Here is a 16707-nt window from a genome sequence, read left to right on the forward strand (position 1 = left end):
CATTATTCTCCACAGATCTTACGTATAACATCATAAACCCAGCGAGTTGAGGTTATCCCTTCATCGAGTAAAGCTTGTTTCTCATTTTCGGTAAGTTTTGAAGCAATCTTGTTAATTACTTCTGTAGTGATATTGTCCTTGCCTAGTGCCTTTAGTGCTTGAATAATTAAAGCCGTCTTATACGAAAGGCCGCTTACTTCTTTATTTGTTCGATGCTTAAATTCTAGTTTGGTGTTATCCCATTCAAAGTTACGATAAGGTCCATCGCTAATATAGGACCAAGAAGATGTTACTTGTGTAGATAAGCCAAGCATATTTAAAGCGGTATCTCCACTCGGAACAATGGTCCAACGATACATTTTCGCCAAGGTATGAGCAACCGCATTAGGATCGGTAGCCACATATTCATCGAGCAGCTTGCTGTACTTTGGTTTTTCGTATAGACCGTTTAGTACGCGACGTATGCGACCGGCCTGAACCAATCGATTTAAAGTTCTGCGTATGGTTTCTTGGTTAGCGATGTCTATAAAGTCAGCATTTTTAAGGATAGTCCCGTCATCAACATTCTCAATTCGTTCTTCGATTTTTCTAGCGTAGGAAAGCTCCATATTAGCCACCTCCTTTTGTCCCGTTTATTATATAATATTCGGGACAAAAAATCAAGTAACCATAATTATATTATCATAAGATGATACCAGTTCTTTCAGGGGTATTAGGGGAGGCCCCTAAAACTTGTGTTTATACTCGGAGGAGTATAAATGCACTGCTTGTTATACTTATGCAGATTTGTAGACGCAGCATAAGTGGGTGTGGTTTTTGTAATCTTTTAGGGCTATAATTAACTCAATAGTGATTAATTGCGGAGGAAAATGAGTCAATGATGTTATGGACAATTCAGCCAAAAGAAGTCTGGGAAAAAGGATTTGTTGATGGGGTATTTCGGTGTGATAGTGATCACCCGGAAATAGGTATTGACCGTTACGAACAGTTCCTTGATGCATATGAGTGGATAGCTGAAGAGATGATGAAATGGATCGGACCGGCACCGAAGGGTGTCAAATATCCGATATGGGCCTATCACACATGGGATGGGAAACATAAGAAACCAGACCTTCGTCAAAGACAAACAGCTCCAGGTACGGAATGTGTTTGTCTTACAATTGAGATTCCGGATGAGCAAGTTTTGCTAAGTGATTTTGATCTCTGGCACCTGGTTCTTGGAAAACACTATATAAGTGAACTTCCGCTTGAAACGGATGAGGATTATGATAAAGAAGATGCATGGTTAGAGAGTTTAGATACCGATACAAGAGATCGAGTTACTAGAGATTCATGGTCAAATATCTTTGATGTGGTGCCGGGAACCAAGCACGTTAATTCCGACGGAGATTATATTCAAGCAGTATTTTGGGAGCTAAGAAAAGAGCAGGTTAAGAAAGTGCAATTCTTTAAAAGTAAGTAATTGCTAACGCTCATAATGTGATAGCTTCATCTCAGAACGTAGATAATCATTGAAGTCTTTTCCGTAAGGAGCCGGTGAATTTATGATTGTGAAATCTGTTTCTAATAACTTGATTAGTGCCAAGGTAGCACTTCTGCCAGTGTTGTCATTATCAAGGTGTAAATGGATTTCTTTGATATCGCGTTTTTGCTTTAAGAAGTGAGAGAGCGCGACAGGAAGACGTAACTTTTCATCATTTTTTGGAGAGTAAACACCGGCTAAAGATAATAAATTGAGACAGTGCCAATCCCTACCGGAGCGTTTGACCAAAGTGGCAAATGAAAGCAAATCTATACCACTTTCGAATACGTGTAAGTCAGCAGATGAATCCGTTACCAGCCGAAAAGAATATTGTTTGTTACTGCCGGTTGCTTCTCCAAGTAGTCGGTTTTTATTTATTGATCTATAAAATGCATAACGAGGAATTTTTTGCTCATCAAGTCCAAGCAACACCAAATTATGATATGGGAGGCTCTCGTAAAGGAGTCCTTTGTCAATACAGTGGCAGATGATCTCGAGGTCGATGCCACGATTATATAGATAATCCACTACACGTTTGTTATTATCTGCTCGCTGAGGAAGAAGCAATTTCTTTGGCTCGGTTTCTTGAATATTTGCTATCGGAGGAACAGTGGTGATATTATTCCCTAAAATAGTTTCTACGGCATCAAGGAAGCTAAGTCCCTTTACTTTTATTAAGTAGTCTAAGGCGGATTTGCCGCCGATTCCTTTTGACCACCACATCCACTTACCGTTGGAGATTTTCAGACTGTCATGCGTTTTGGTGGTATAAGTGTTTCCAGAAAAGCGAACAAGCTCGCCTGGATCGTGAGCTTGAAGGAAAGATAATAGGTCAAGCTCTTTGGCTTTAATAATAAGTTCTGGCGGGATATAGGGCATAAGTAAGACCTCCTTTAGGAAATGAAAAAGGCGGCCCCAAAGGGACCGCCTAGTAAAGGTTAGTGGAAAAGTATTATTTGGTTTTCTTAAAGTTATCAAGATTTTTGTTAAGCCATAAAGTATCTTTATCATTTTCAAAGCGTCTTCCAATCATAATTGAAAAGCAACCACAAAACATTAGTAGGCAGAAAAGTGGCAAGCAGAAACTTGGAAGACCTTGAAACCAGTTTCCAATCAAAGCAATGAATACGATTGCCATTACAGTGATAGAACCCCATAATAAAGTTCGTAACCATAATGACTTTGTTGAGAGATCTTTATGTTCAGGCAATATTATTGCTTGCCCAATTGCCATTATAAGTGCAAGAATTAGCCCTTGCAATATCTCCAATAATGGAATGGAAACATCTCCTGAAAAATATCTAAAAACTCCCTGAAAAAAAGTTGTTGCTAAAAAATATAGACCCCAGTTTGCTTTAAAATTAATACCCCAAAGATAAGTAGATTTGAATTCGTTCATGTTTTACACCTCACTTTCATTTAAGAGTTTGCGAAACTCAGCCGCATATCGTCTGGAAATTACCAACTGTTCACCATTTACTAAAGTAACAAGTATTCGTCCGCCCCCAAAGCTTTGTAGCCTTTTAATATAGTTAATATTAAGTAGTGTATTTTTTGAGCAACGAAATAAGTGGGGGATATTGTCCTCTAGAGATCCTAAGGATTGGTTTGTTATTAATTCGCTCTCAGAAGTATATATGAACACCTTTCGGTCAATATATTCAGCATACATTATATCTAACGAATTAATATAAACGAGGTCATTGCCATCTTTTGCGGGTAGTCTTTTGTTCTCTTTTAAAAAGTGTAGAAGATGAGTTACTTCTGGAGAATTCGACTGGTGACAATAGATGTCTATATGCTCTTCGCCATTTACATTTTCGAAAATCCTTATTTCCATTGGCCTGCCCTCCTTATGATGTAATTATATGGTGTTCCAAAGGGGGTTGCAATAGAGTATGTAGCGAGAGGCATTAAAGATGTACTGAAATGCATTTTAGAGGATCTGTGCTAAATATTTCGAAAAAAATTGGGTCAATTTTATACCTGAAATGGTGGTAAGAGCAAAGGATATTAGCTATAATAATGATTGTGAGAGGTGGTCTATATTATGAAGTACAAGAAAAGTGATATTGTTTTTTTTTACTTATCAAGAGAAAGTTGTTGAAGGTAAGGTGTTAGCCAGATACGGTGAGAACTATACCGTGCTTTACGATGATGATCAGAGCATTCGTTTAAGTAAGGCGAGGCTTTATCAGACATATGAAGAGGCTAATAGTCATTTAGAATAAGACGAATGTAATGGCCGGTGCAAGATTTATTGCACCGGCTCTTTTAACGTATTCTAACGGCACAAGTCATCGTTCACACGACCGTTTTTGCCAAGCTTTCCTTCTTGTTTAAAGCTGTACATCTGTCCAGTTTCGCCGGCAATAATGATGTGGTCGAGTAGCTCTATCCCGAGGAGGTCGCCGCATTTGGCTAAACGCTCAGTTACCCTGAAATCTTCTCTTGAAGGTTGGGTATTTGAGGAGGGATGATTATGGATTGCGATAATCGAGGCAGCATTTGAGAGGATACTGCTTTTAAAGACTTCCCTTGGCGTCACCAGTCCGGCATTTAGGGATCCGACACTAACTACATTCATATTGATGACCTGGTTATTCGTTTTCATATTAAGGACGCAGAGGACTTCTCTATCATAGGTTGAAAGTTCTTTTGACATTAGTCGAAGAACAGCTTCGGGGGTTGTAAGGAGCTCTTCGCTATAAAGAGACGGTTCTTTAATAAGTCTTATATTGACGATTTCTAATTCATTCGCTCCCATTTTCACCACCTCCAATCTCGATATTTAGGATTGTTTCCGGTGGCATCGCCTCAATATATTCTTTTAATTCTTCTAAGGTCATTTCGATTACTTCGCTCATGAATGATCCTCCTTTAGGGTATCGGCTTTACTTTCCAGCATTAAGTAAGCAAAAAACCGCCGTTCTCTTAAAGCTTTTTGTAGCTCGTTAATCGTGCAGACCTCAGTCATTTTCTGACCGGTAATCTGAAGGATTTGATCAAGTGTTAAAGCCAAAATATCTTTTTCATTGGAATAACCAGCCTCGAAAAGAAGTGATAAAGCTCTAATGGCTTTTTGATTTATTTTTCCGCGTTTCATCAAAGGTTTCTCCTTTCTTTTTTTGCTCATCTAAGATTTTTCGCATGCAGAACCCGCAAAAAGGTACATAGCGATTTCGGTAGCAACAGGTTTTACAATCATATTTTTTCGTCATCTGGGTTTACCTCAAAGAGAAGAGCGGCCATAAAGTAGCCGCCCTTCTCAGTAGAATTAATCTTTGGTTTCAGTTTTCTTTTTTGTTCGCTTTTTATAGATGATCGTGCCGGCAATAGCTCCGAACGAAAGGAGCAGTAGGATTGCCGGGAGTGGATTGTTGCTATCACCGGTTTCAACCTTTTTCTTTGTCTTTGGTGTCTCCGGTAACTCTTCATTGGTAAAACCGACTCCGGCTGAATTCTCGACGGTAATTGTTTCCCCGTCTTTTATGACTTCAAAATAATAAGAGCTGGTGTCCCGTTTATAACCATCTGGAGCTTTCTTTTCAACAACAAAGTAGCCGCCATATTCAAGGCTCTTCATTTCGTAAAGGCCATCGTTTAGTTCTTGCATAGTGCCAATTAGCTCATCATCTTGATTGTGTATCTTATCTTTATTGGTATCGCGATAGACTTCAAAGATAGCACCACCAAGAGATGTTTTTGGATTACTTGCCGATACTTTGTGGAGCTGAACGATACCGATAATCATGGTGTTATCAATGGTTATTTCGAAGACTTGCTCGTTTTTATCAATGATAATAGAAACAGGATCCTTTAGAAGCACATAGCCTTCCGGAGCCTCTAGCTCTTTAATAACCCAGGTTCCATAAGGAACGTTTTCAAAGCCAAAACGGCCATCCTTTCCGGATGTTGACAGGAGGATAGCATTCTCTTTTGTCAGTTCTTCTTCGGACGGTTTAAAAAGGCCAAATAGAGTACCAGCTAGAGGCTTATCTTTGGCATCGACTTTTAGTCCTTTTACAGATCCGTATATTAGTTTGTTTTCGATCTCTTTATCATCGTTAAGGGAAATCTTTATTACATCTTGTGTCGGCTCGCCATAAGCGAATTCGAAGGGATATTCATCTTCGGAAATAACATAGTGGTTATCAGTAGCCACTTCTTTTACATAGTATTTGCCAAAAGGAATGTCTGTTTTAAAGGTGGCGAGGCCGTTGATCTCAACATATGCAATTTCGAGGAGTCCATCTGCTGGAATTATATTTCCGTCGGCGGCGACAAGATCTTCATCAGCGTACAAGCCGAAAGAAACATTTTGTAATTCTTCATTTATGCCGATGCCAAAGTCCTCATTTTTCTCAAGAATCTTTTTAAGAGACACTTCGACTTTTTGCCTTATATTTTCAACAAGTTTGGCAGTTTCGGTAACAGCAACTTCTTGTCCGGCATACGAAAGAGTCACGTGGATTGGTTCGTTTTGTAGGACAAAGCCACTAGGGGCAGTTACTTCTTCGAGGCGATAAGCACCGAGATAGAGTTCTTTAGTGTGTATACAGCCACCCTTAGGAACGGTAACAGTATCAACAAGTTCATCTTTCCCGGATCTCGTTGTTCCATCTGGAGTGATGATATCTTCATCGGCAAAGATATTAAAAGTCGCACCTTCAAGGAGGTCAAGGTTATAGATGGGCTGATAGATGTCGTTATCATTCGATACACCAGCAAAGAGCTCGCCGATTTTAGTAATCTTGATTTTGCCTTTTTGTGGGGCATTTTCTTTAACAACTTTAGTGATAGTCAGATCGCCTTCACTTTCTTTTCCGTCCTCTGTGATAGTAAACGGAACCGGTGTCTGGTCAAGAACATAACCGTAAGGAGCTTGTTCTTCTACAAGCGTGTAAGAGCCATATGGTAATTCTTCCGGGGTTAAAAGTTGTCCGGTGCTATCGGTATAAAAGGTGTCAATTATAGTAAGGTTTGGATAGGTGGTTTTCATAGTGATGAGATTACCGTCGCTATCATAAAGCTTAAAGCCAGCACCGGCATAAGGTATCGGCTTACCGGTTTCAGCATCTTGCTTAATAATCTTTACATAGCTTTTGAAAAGGGCATTATTTAAGATATACGGATATACTTTTCCGTTGGCAGAGATAAAAACATCGAAGTCAGGGACAAATTCGTGTCCTTCAAGCCCCTTGATCTGATGAACCGTATAGATGCCGTAAGGCAAGTCTTTGGTGATAGCATAGCCGTTTTCATCAGTGGTAAGATGATCACGCTCCCTGTCTCTAGCATCTTTATAGGAGCCGGATTTTTTAAGGAACACCTCAAATTCGGCGTTAGATTCTGGAGTGTCGATTCCCGTCTTACCATCATCGGCATGCTTGACAATGGCGACGCGACCAAGAATGACTTCTTCGACGACGGTGTTTTTAGTATTGTTATATTCTATGGTATAAAGCTTTGCCTCGGAACCGATCTTATAACTGGTGGAATTTAAGAGATAACCCTCACTAGGAGTAATTTCCTTAATGCTCCAATTCTCACCACAGATATAATATTTTGTTGTGAAGTTACCGTTCTTATCGGTAGTGTAGGTATCTATTAGCTTTTCGCCTTGGTAGATTCCGTATATAGCACCTTCTAAAGTGGCATCGCCTTGTGAAGAACCGGTTACACTATCTTTTTTCGCTACTTCTACGCGGAATTTTTTCAAGCGATTTTCAAAAGAAACAGTAGTGGTTTTACCGGCGACAATCTGAATGGTTTTTGCTTCGTTATTCGCGTAGCGTTCTTCCATCTGTTCGGTAATGGTATAGGCTCCCGGTTTTAAGTCGGCTAAAAAGATTTGGCCGTTTTTATCTGTAGTAACAATCTTATCTATACCGTTACCGGTGAGTTTAAAACGTAGACCGGAGACAATGCCATCTTCGGAAGTCTTTAGAAGTTTGAGCTTTCCGTAAGGAGCTTTTACTTTTAAGCCAGCACTGATACCTGCAACATTCTCAACACCGATTACGACGTCTTGTACATAGGGACTACCGCAAGCAATCAACTTGGAGCTTTCAGTAACTTTAGGGATGTTGTGTTTCGTCATATTGATAGCAATCTCACCGTTAAAGCCTTCCGTCGAAGCTAAGGTTAAGTTGTTCCCTGATTTTGTTATTGCGATGCGATTATCAGTGCTAGTGACATTAAAGTTATTAAGGCAAGTATTGGTATCACTAATGGTTTTAGAATATTTGCTGCCATCCCAAGTGAGTTCTTGGACGCTGCCGGTAAACGAAGGTGTGCGACCGTAATTTGCCATATAGCCGGAAATGCGGTTGTAGTTTTCCCTGATTTCCGGATTATAGTTGTTGGAACAGATGGCATCAATAATGGTGCCGTTATGACAAGCATAGTTACCACTGGTATAGCGACAACCGGCAACAAGTTCCCATATAATGAATTGAGTGGCAACCCAGCGTTCACCATCGGTACCAGTAAGGGCACCATAGTTGCCTTGGTAGCCATAAAGAAGAGCGAGGCGAATACCTTGCTTTTGTCCTTCGCTTAAATTGTTCCAAGCTTCTGAGGAATTAAGGGTTAGCTGATCACCGGGATTAACGGGAGTTCCCGGTTGAATGCAAAAGGCAGTAGAGCCACTGGCATACATTCGCATAATCTGTTTGCCGGCAGCGTCACCATAAGCGTCATGATAACCGTTAACACTAAAGCCTCGAATCCACTTGATGTTACCGCCACCTGTTTTTGGTACATAGGTGAAAGAAATACTTACCGTATTAGCAGCCTTTGTATCAATACTAGTAGTTGAAAAGATGGAGAAGAAGATCGCCATAATCAGTAGAACTGAGAGGATGCGTCTTTTTCTCGTTGATAATACTTGATTCATTGAGTTACCTCCATTTTTGGACATGAAAAAAGCCCTTCACTAATAGTGAGGACAGTTACGTTGCTTATTAAAGTTGTAGATACCTATATACCAGCCGAAGTTTTCTTCTTCGGCTAAGTTAGCTGGTAATCTTTAAGGGTTGGGGTGTGGGGAAGGGAAAGCTAAAAAAGCAGCTCTTAACCTTATCGTTCTCGATCCGGAGAACTGCGAGCTCGATGTTTTGCATAATGCTCGAGAGCCTGGATGATATACTCCTCTCGTTTGGACGCAGTGAGAGCCGGCGGAAGGAGTTTGGCAATCCGTTCATCTCGCAGAATAAGTTTTTCCTTTTGATTGGGTTTTTCTTCCGACATAATTAAGTTGATAACTTCCGGTGTGAGCTTTTCTTCTGTGGATAAAGAACGCATCTTGAGAGCTTGTGCGTGAGACGGGGTGCATTGGTAGATGTCAATACACTGGTGAAGATCTTGTTGCCGAAACATAGGGAGATAAGACAGCTCTACTGCCGGGCGAAGAGCAATCTGGCCTTCGTCAACAAGGTTTAGAAGCTCGGGGATGAGTTCTGTAAGGCGGATATACTTTCTGACTTGTTCATGGCTTTCGCCGGTTTGTTCAGCGAGTATTTGCCGAGATTTTTTGTTTTCTAACTTGTGCAACACTGTTGCACAAGTTAAATCCACTCGCTTACCCTGTCTTTTCATAGCGTCAAGACGCATCTTATAAGCAAAGGCCTTTTCACTTGGGAGAATAGTGGTGCGCTGAAAATTGCTTTCTACCATAAGAACCGTAGCAGCGTCTTTATCAAGTTCTACCACTTCTGAACGTAATGAGCTAAAGCCAGCAAGTTCACAGGCTCTTTTTCTTCGATGCCCGGAGATGATCTCAAACCGCCCATTTTCTTTCGGCCGGATAGTAGCAGGAGTAAGAACGCCATGCTCCTTGACACTTTCAACAAGGTTTAGCATGTCCTCATCGTCCTTTACTTTATAGGGATGCTTTGGAAAGTCATCGATTAGCTCGAGAGGGATATCCTTTATTTTACTGAGCTTGTCATCGTCGCGTTGTTCCTGAGAACTGAAGAGGTCATTGAAGGAAGGGAGTCCTAAGGAATCATCGTTCTTGTTCTTTGCTTCTTTCTCTGCCATGAAGGACCTCCTTTGTCAAAGATTCATAAGCTATAGCGACGGGGCTATAAGCTTTGTAAGCGTAGATGCTTTTACCTTGGCTGACGCTTTCAGCAACTTTTACGCCCATTGGAATTTGGGAATTAAAGATATGAATATGCGTTCCGTAATTCTCACGCAAGAATCCGATTACTTGACGCGAAAGATTAGTACGCCCGTCTACTAATGTTAGGACCACTCCTTCGATGGATAAGTTAGGTTTAATGTTTCGTTTTACATCATGAATGGTTCGTAGGAGCTGAGTCATTCCTTTGGCCGGCAAGTATTGAGCCTGTACTGGGATAATGACGCTGTCAGCGGCTACAAGTGAATTGATGGTCAGCATTCCAAGAGCCGGAGGGCAGTCAATTAAGACATAGTCATAATTGTCTTTAACATCAGCAATCGTATTCTTTAGGATAGCCTCCCGGCACATAGCATTTACTAAGTGTAGCTCTGTAGCACTTAAGTCAATGTTTGCCGGTAAGAGATCAATGCCTTCTTCGTGATGAAGAATTGCGGACTCGATCGTAGTAGCTTGAGAAGTATCTGAGATAAGAAGATTTGCTAAAGTGGAGTCAAGTTCATCAGGTTGCTTCCAGCCAAGAGAGGCGGTCGTGTCTGATTGTGGATCCATGTCACAGATAAGGACTTTCTTACCTTGATTTGCAAGACCGATACCGAGGTTAATAGTAGTGGTGGTCTTGCCGACGCCGCCTTTTTGATTACAGACGGCTATTACTTTTGCTTGTTTCAATTAATCACCTTCTTTCATAGAAAAAGCCACCGGCGTAATTGCCGATGACTATGTAAGGTATTGCTATTTCATTTGCTTATAAAGTTTCAAGATAAGTTCATCAACGGCATCGGTGTAGCGCCCCTGACTAATAAGGTGATTTTTGAATTCAATAAGGCCTTCAATAATACGCTTTAGATCTTCGTAGGAATATTGGATGTGGTATTTGCGTTTGAACATAGCGGCACCCCCTCGTAATAAGCATAATTAATTACGGACAGTCAGGCAAAGGTGTAATGGAAGATAAGAGTAGTGATATACATTTAATTTGCACTTTCATGTGCATAAGCTAATTTAAGTGCATAAATAGCGACACCACTGCTACATAGAGCAAGAGTTGCTACTGCAGCTGGCCATCCATCCAGCGAGATATTAAATTGAGTATTTCTCAATAAAGTAGGTATATTTTCAACCAGTTCGATAAATTCTTTTTTCATAGTTTTCCTCCTATAAATGCAAAAAGTTGTTATAAATACATTGTAAAAGACGCTAGACAATAATAAAAGTGGTGGTATTTCTTTTTAAACGACCCCTATATTTATTATAAATACAATGATATAATTAAAAAAAAGCATTTTAACGACCCCAAAAAGGGAGGGCGCGAAATGAGTGACTTAGAAAAAATAAATATTTATATTCCCAAAAACATTGTGCAAGTGATAGATAGCGATGCAACTATGTTTGAGATATACAAGAAAGACGGTAAGACAATTAATAAAAATCGTTTTTTGAGCCTATTGCTTATTGGGTATTACGAAGTCTATGCGTCTAAATTAAAAAAGACGTATGATGCGATAATAAAAGAAATTGATACAGCTCCATATGAAGAAACGATAATAGTTGCAGATAGTATAGTGAGAAAGGTTTTTTTACCAGAGGTTCCATCAAGAAAGGGAAAAAACTTTATTAGTAGAGCATTAAAACCAACAAAAGAAACGGAAAATATAGTCCGTAATATAAAAATGGAGGTTGGTCCACAGGATTCCTTATCAGGATATTTATGTAGAATGATAATGAGTTATTGTGAAATGCCATTTAGTGAAAGAGAAAGAGTTATTTTTAAGATGAATTATGACCGGCTTTCGGCGGCATGTCAAAGGAAAGAGGCGGTCAGTTTTTCTACTATTTGGAATAAAGAAAAAATATACGACGTAAAGCCATATAAAGTAGTAGTAGGTCAAGAAGAGTTGTTTAATTATTTGATTTGTATGGTATTAAATAAAGCCACTGGCATTCAAGAAAGTCGTTCATTTAGATTGAATCGTATTTGCGGAGTAAACTATGGAAAAACCAAAGAAGAAATATCAGATAAAATAAAAAATTTCCTGGATAAAATGATGAAATATGGTCCGCAATATTCAATTAATGACAATGAGAAAACATACGTTAAGTTAACAGAAGATGGGAAACGATCATATAACAGAATTTATTATGGTCGACCACAGTATGAAGAAATAATCGAGAAATCAGATGGAAGCTATTATTGCTTTAGTTGTTCGAAGGATCAAATATTTCTTTACTTTAGGCGCTTTGTAGGAAATGAGGCGGAGATAATAGCACCACAGAGCCAGCGCATTAGAATGAAAGAGTTTCATAAAAAATCCCTTGAGGTATATGAGAAATTAAATGAGGAGGATGCGGATGAATAATTCAAAGCTATATGAAAAAAGGATGCTTTTTGATGGCTTGAATAAGATTAAGCATTTACGAGATGCATGGGAAATAGAAAAGCCAAATCATAGAGAAGTGGGAATACTTTTTCGTTTTGGATATGACGATTACGAAGAGTATCAATTTATTATAAACGAAAGCAGGGCGAAATCCTTTGACATGCTCAAAGGAATAATCTTAGAATTATTGACCATATACAAGCTGTCGGTTCAGCATGTTCCTATTTATTGTGGGTCTTGCAGAATGGTTAATTCAAACGGGATAGAAAAACCATATTTTATTCGCCAAGACAGGGATGAGGGAATTTTAGCTTTTGTTCTTAAAATGAATGGTAAAAACGTGTTATATATTTTTAAGGAATACGGGATAAAAAATTATTTACCTGAAGAGATGGTGATTGAGCTGGTGAAAAAGTATTCGGCAGATGACTATGCTTATATTGCGTATGCCGAAGATAAGGCTTACTCTGACCAACTTAATCATAATAATGATGAGAAGGATCATTCTAGAGGGACTAGCGTGTTTTCTTTGAAGTATTTTTTCGAGCAGGTATTTGGTGGGGAAGAATATAGTATTTTTTCGAGTTATTTGAAGCAATATATGGATAAAGTAGAATCCTATTTTGGTGTGAGGATAGTAAGGAGTTTGGTTCCTAATACTCTGTATAGTTTTAAACAAATTGCTAGAGCAAGAATTCTTGCATTTGATTATAAGCATTCTTTTGAAAAAGGAAAAATGGAAATAAGTATTTCGGATAATTTAAAAAAGAAAATAGATAGCCAGTTTCTAGAAGACAGTTTTTTCGAGAGCATTCTAGGAGATAAAAGCTATGCTCTTTGCTTTTTGACGGCTGAGTGGCTATATAGTTCTTTAAATGAGGCTGAGAATATTGATCTCACATCGATTGCAATGGGATACTTTAAGGCCATTGAGCAGTTTCTTTTTTTATTTATATCGTGTCAAACTAAGGAAAGAAAGAATAAAGGGAAGACCATTTATAATAATAGAAAGGATGCGCATATTGAATTAACGGATGAATTCATGAATTCTGAAAAAGAACAGATTTCACTTGGCGTTATGACCGGCTTTTTGAGATTTGAGGGGAATAAAGATCTAATAAAAGCCGAAATTAGAGAGGATGTTTTTATCTTAATTAGGAAGTTGCTAAATAATGTTAAGTTATTGCGGAATGGTTTTTTTCATAAGGATAACTTACTAAACTGGGAAACCGTTAATGAAGCACGAGATTTAGCTTATCTCGTGCTATACTTCCTGCTGGGAGCATACACTTTTGACGACAATGATAAGAAAACTTTAGGAATTCCTGCAAAAAATATAAGATCAGATTATAATGAGCTATGTAAGTATATAAACAGAAGAGTAGCTGAAAGAGACAAGTTGGATGAAGTTCCTATATTCTATATAACAGATAATGAGGGCACAAAAGAGGCAATGCTTCCGTGTTGGGATGATTTAGTCACGTATGACGCATATGGAAATCCAGTTTATTCTGGAATATATTTTAGGAATATAGGAGAGAAGAATACATACAACCTTGTTTATGATCATAATAATTTGCCGAAGGAAATAATAGAGGGGACATTAAGAATTGTTTCACCGGAGCGAATTGAATGCATTAAATCGGAAAAAAAGGTATTTGAGGAGGGTGTATTTTTATTATAAAAGTCAACTCTGCAACACTATTTTTTACCCATTCTGCTAATAGGTGTGGAACCTTCGCGGATCGGCGGATTTTTCTGCTAATAGTTCTGCTAATATGACATCAAAAACGAGGTGAGTTTTCGTAGTTTTATGCACAACTCAGTGAATTTGCGAACGTTCGATTTTACTGATGTTTTAGGGCCTGAAGATGTCTGGTGATGTCAAACGATGTGACACGACTTTCCGCTTCAGGCTCTCCTAAGCGAAGGGTCGGACGTTCAAATCGTCTCGGGGACGCCAAAAACAATGCCGCAAACCTGCATAAATACAGGCTTTGCGGCTTTTATAATTTCCCGAGAGAAATTGAACTTATAGTAAACGGCAATTAGCAAGAGCAGTTTCTGCTAATCAGATTGGAAGAAGAAAAATCGAACTTCTGTCGTTTCGTCACCGATTAGCTTGCTAATGATTAGCACGATTTTCTCGGTTCTTGCTAATGAAAACGGCTTTCCTGCTAATTTGCGAAAAAATCGTGCTAAAAATCCTGCTAATTGAAAAGGCGATTGTTTCTTGTTCAACTACTCGTTTTGGGGGATTATCTAATCCTATTTTTCGCACATTTGAACACCCTGCCCCATGCTCATATAATGAAAGCATAAAGGAGGTTGCGATTATGAGAGAGAAAAAGAGCCATTTATATTTGGATAGCCATGAGCGAGTTACTTTGTTATCAGAGTTTTACTTGACATTCCATCTATTTCAGATTACGATACAAAAAATCAATAACATTGTATAAGATAAAAACATGCATGAAATGAGGATGGGGATCTTGATACGAATTGCAATTGTAGAAGACGAAGTAAAAGTACAGAAACAATTGGGCGGTTATATAAAAAAATATGAAGAAGAGCGAGAAGAGTGTTTCGAAGTCTTTTTTTTCAAAGATGGCGATGAAATTGTAGAGGATTACCGCGGTGTCTATGATATTATTTTTCTGGATATCCAGATGAAGCGAATGGATGGAATGTCGGCGGCAGAGAAGATTCGGGAAATGGACACCGAGGTTATCATTATCTTTATTACCAATATGGCGAATTACGCTATTCGAGGTTATGCTGTTGATGCAATGGACTTCGTGCTGAAGCCGATCCATTACTTCGCTTTCTCGGAGGAACTTAAGAAAGCATTGTCACGTCTGGCCCTGCGGAAGAAGAATTATTTACTCATTCCAGTCGAGAATGGCGTGGTGCGGCTGGAGGCGGCGAATGTATTATACATTGAGAGCATCAGCCGGCGTTTGATCGTACATGGAAAGAAAGAGGAGTATACGATTAAGGGGACATTAAAAGAGTTAGAGGAGAAATTAAAGGAACAATATTTTTTCCGGTGTAACAATTGTTATTTGGTGAATCTTGCTTATGTAGAGGAAGTGACCCAAAATATCGTACAGGTAGGAGATCATCAATTGCAGATCAGCCGGCCGCGTAAGAAAGCGTTTATGAATGCCCTTGCCGATTATGTGGGAGGTGTCATTAAATGATGGAGCAGATGTTTCCGGACATTCCCAGACTATATACAGCCATTGCAGAATGGATTGCTTGCGTTATTTATATTATTCCTTTGAAAAAGAAGCTTAAAGGGATGCGGTTAATATTGGTTTTGGCGGGGATGCTGGGGCTGCAGTGCTTGGTTCAGGGGATTGCAGGAAGGATGCCGATTGCTTTTTGGGTGCCGGGAATGATTTTGGCAATGGTGTTCATGTATTTGAATATTTATTGCTGCTGTGACTTGTCATTACTAGATACGGGGTATTGTTGTGCCCGAGCGTTTATAACAGCTGAGTTCGCAGCATCTCTGGGCTGGCAGTTGTATTGTTTCTTTTTTCTGGGAAGGACAATGGATAATAGGGTCGTGCCGGTGATGGTAATGGGACTGACCTACGCAGCGGTGTTTTTTATGATTTATTTGCTGGAGTCAAAGCGGATTTTGCGTAATGTACGGCTGGGGGTTAGCGGTAAAGAATTGATCAGTGCAGTATTGATTGCAGCAGCAGCATTTATCATCAGCAATGTTTACTTTGCTGTGCAGACGACAGTGTTTCAAGGCCAGACCGGGGCGGCGCTATTCTTTATTCGGACGGTGGTGGATTTTAGCGGTTTAACCATGCTTTATGCTCAACAAGAACAACGGAATGAAATCCGTCTGAGACGTGAAGTGGAGGCACTGGATCAGGTTTTGAACCGACAATACGAACAGTATCAGCAATCAAAGGGGAATATTGAATTGCTGAATCGAAAGTATCATGACCTAAAACATCAAATAGCCATTATCCGATCAGAAGAAGATCCGGAAAAAAAGGAATCGTATCTGGTTGAGATGGATCATGCTATTAAGATATATGAGTCCAATAATAATACGGGCAATAAGGTTCTTGATGTTGTTTTGACGGGGAAGAACATGTATTGTGTCGAACACCATATTAATCTGACCTGTGTCATTGACGGGCAGCAGTTGGCGTTCATGAAAGCAATGGATATCTGCTCGATTTTTGGAAATGCCCTGGATAATGCTATCGAAAGTGTAATGAAGCTTAAGGAGCAGGAGAAGCGGCTGATTCGTGTGGCAGTGTATTCTCAGAACAACCTTTTGATGATGCGTTTTGAGAATTACATCGAGGAGGTTCCTGCATTTGAAGAAGGCTTGCCGGCGACGACCAAGAAGAATAAAGATTTTCATGGATATGGAATTAAGAGTATTAAGCATACTGCTGAGAAGTATGGGGGAAATTTGACGATTCATACCGAGGATAATTGGTTTGTTCTGCGAGTCTTAATTCCGCGGTGGGATAAAAAGATGACAGGTTATCCTCAGAAAATGACAGTCTAGCCAAAAAATAGTTTTGGCTAGATTTTTTGTGATAATCTTCTAAATAACAAAATAGTCTCTCGGAATCTCGAGTGATTATTTCGGCAAAGCCGAACATTGAACATTG

17 protein-coding genes are annotated in these 16707 nt (G+C 39.4%); 6 read left to right on the top strand and 11 right to left on the bottom strand.

Annotated elements, in window-relative coordinates:
* Nucleotides 1-2 precede the first annotated feature (2 nt).
* On the bottom strand, nt 3-608 hold the full coding sequence (locus NHH16_RS11705) for a DUF6088 family protein (protein WP_262069789.1): 606 nt from the start codon (nt 606-608) through the stop codon (nt 3-5).
* Between the two features lie 269 nt (nt 609-877).
* On the opposite strand from NHH16_RS11705, the gene NHH16_RS11710 reads away from it, so the two are divergent.
* Entirely contained in the window at nt 878-1462 is a 585-nt protein-coding gene (locus NHH16_RS11710; protein ID WP_262069790.1) for a DUF3841 domain-containing protein, read from the top strand.
* 3 nt (nt 1463-1465) lie between these two features.
* Here NHH16_RS11710 and NHH16_RS11715 read toward each other — a convergent pair whose 3' ends face one another.
* The 3 genes from NHH16_RS11715 to NHH16_RS11725 form a co-directional block, all read right to left on the bottom strand.
* Nucleotides 1466-2401: a DUF3991 and toprim domain-containing protein gene (locus NHH16_RS11715; RefSeq protein ID WP_262069791.1), complete on the bottom strand. Its 936-nt coding sequence runs from the start codon at nt 2399-2401 to the stop codon at nt 1466-1468.
* A gap of 73 nt (nt 2402-2474) precedes the next feature.
* Complete coding sequence (locus tag NHH16_RS11720; RefSeq protein ID WP_262069792.1) at nt 2475-2921, bottom strand: hypothetical protein; 447 nt, start codon at nt 2919-2921, stop codon at nt 2475-2477.
* A gap of 3 nt (nt 2922-2924) precedes the next feature.
* The gene (locus NHH16_RS11725; protein ID WP_262069793.1) at nt 2925-3362 is read right to left on the bottom strand and encodes a LytR/AlgR family response regulator transcription factor; all 438 of its coding nucleotides are present in this window, start codon (nt 3360-3362) and stop codon (nt 2925-2927) included.
* Nucleotides 3363-3594: 232 nt separating this feature from the next.
* Here NHH16_RS11725 and NHH16_RS11730 point away from each other — a divergent pair, with 232 nt between their 5' ends.
* Nucleotides 3595-3753: a hypothetical protein gene (locus tag NHH16_RS11730; RefSeq protein ID WP_262069794.1), complete on the top strand. Its 159-nt coding sequence runs from the start codon at nt 3595-3597 to the stop codon at nt 3751-3753.
* 53 nt (nt 3754-3806) lie between these two features.
* On the opposite strand, the gene NHH16_RS11735 is transcribed toward NHH16_RS11730, so the two are convergent.
* The 7 genes from NHH16_RS11735 to NHH16_RS11765 form a co-directional block, all read right to left on the bottom strand.
* Nucleotides 3807-4289: a JAB domain-containing protein gene (locus tag NHH16_RS11735; protein ID WP_262069795.1), complete on the bottom strand. Its 483-nt coding sequence runs from the start codon at nt 4287-4289 to the stop codon at nt 3807-3809.
* 96 nt (nt 4290-4385) lie between these two features.
* Complete coding sequence (locus tag NHH16_RS11740; protein ID WP_262069796.1) at nt 4386-4628, bottom strand: hypothetical protein; 243 nt, start codon at nt 4626-4628, stop codon at nt 4386-4388.
* Nucleotides 4629-4799: 171 nt separating this feature from the next.
* Nucleotides 4800-8423, bottom strand: coding sequence for a SpaA isopeptide-forming pilin-related protein (locus tag NHH16_RS11745; protein ID WP_262069797.1), 3624 nt, complete (start codon nt 8421-8423; stop codon nt 4800-4802).
* 182 nt (nt 8424-8605) lie between these two features.
* Nucleotides 8606-9568 (bottom strand): ParB/RepB/Spo0J family partition protein, encoded by a 963-nt coding sequence (locus tag NHH16_RS11750; RefSeq protein WP_262069798.1) that lies wholly within the window; start codon nt 9566-9568, stop codon nt 8606-8608.
* Complete coding sequence (locus tag NHH16_RS11755; RefSeq protein ID WP_262069799.1) at nt 9534-10343, bottom strand: ParA family protein; 810 nt, start codon at nt 10341-10343, stop codon at nt 9534-9536. Before NHH16_RS11755 ends, NHH16_RS11750 begins: the two co-directional genes overlap by 35 nt.
* A 63-nt stretch (nt 10344-10406) precedes the next feature.
* Nucleotides 10407-10562, bottom strand: coding sequence for a hypothetical protein (locus tag NHH16_RS11760; RefSeq protein ID WP_262069800.1), 156 nt, complete (start codon nt 10560-10562; stop codon nt 10407-10409).
* Between the two features lie 83 nt (nt 10563-10645).
* Nucleotides 10646-10819, bottom strand: a complete 174-nt coding sequence (locus tag NHH16_RS11765; RefSeq protein ID WP_262069801.1) for a hypothetical protein — start codon at nt 10817-10819, stop codon at nt 10646-10648.
* A gap of 168 nt (nt 10820-10987) precedes the next feature.
* Here NHH16_RS11765 and NHH16_RS11770 point away from each other — a divergent pair, with 168 nt between their 5' ends.
* The 4 genes from NHH16_RS11770 to NHH16_RS11785 all read left to right on the top strand — a co-directional run bounded on the left by NHH16_RS11770 (nt 10988) and on the right by NHH16_RS11785 (nt 16601).
* Nucleotides 10988-12031, top strand: coding sequence for a WYL domain-containing protein (locus NHH16_RS11770; protein ID WP_262069802.1), 1044 nt, complete (start codon nt 10988-10990; stop codon nt 12029-12031).
* Entirely contained in the window at nt 12024-13736 is a 1713-nt protein-coding gene (locus tag NHH16_RS11775; RefSeq protein WP_262069803.1) for a hypothetical protein, read from the top strand. The genes NHH16_RS11770 and NHH16_RS11775 overlap by 8 nt, the downstream gene beginning before the upstream one ends.
* 799 nt (nt 13737-14535) lie before the next feature.
* Nucleotides 14536-15255, top strand: a complete 720-nt coding sequence (locus NHH16_RS11780; RefSeq protein WP_316043936.1) for a LytR/AlgR family response regulator transcription factor — start codon at nt 14536-14538, stop codon at nt 15253-15255.
* Complete coding sequence (locus NHH16_RS11785; protein WP_262069805.1) at nt 15252-16601, top strand: ATP-binding protein; 1350 nt, start codon at nt 15252-15254, stop codon at nt 16599-16601. Before NHH16_RS11780 ends, NHH16_RS11785 begins: the two co-directional genes overlap by 4 nt.
* Nucleotides 16602-16707: the final 106 nt, after the last annotated feature.

Origin of the sequence: Ohessyouella blattaphilus, assembly GCF_024721265.1 — a bacterium.
Lineage (GTDB): Bacteria > Bacillota > Clostridia > Lachnospirales > Lachnospiraceae > Aequitasia > Aequitasia blattaphilus_A.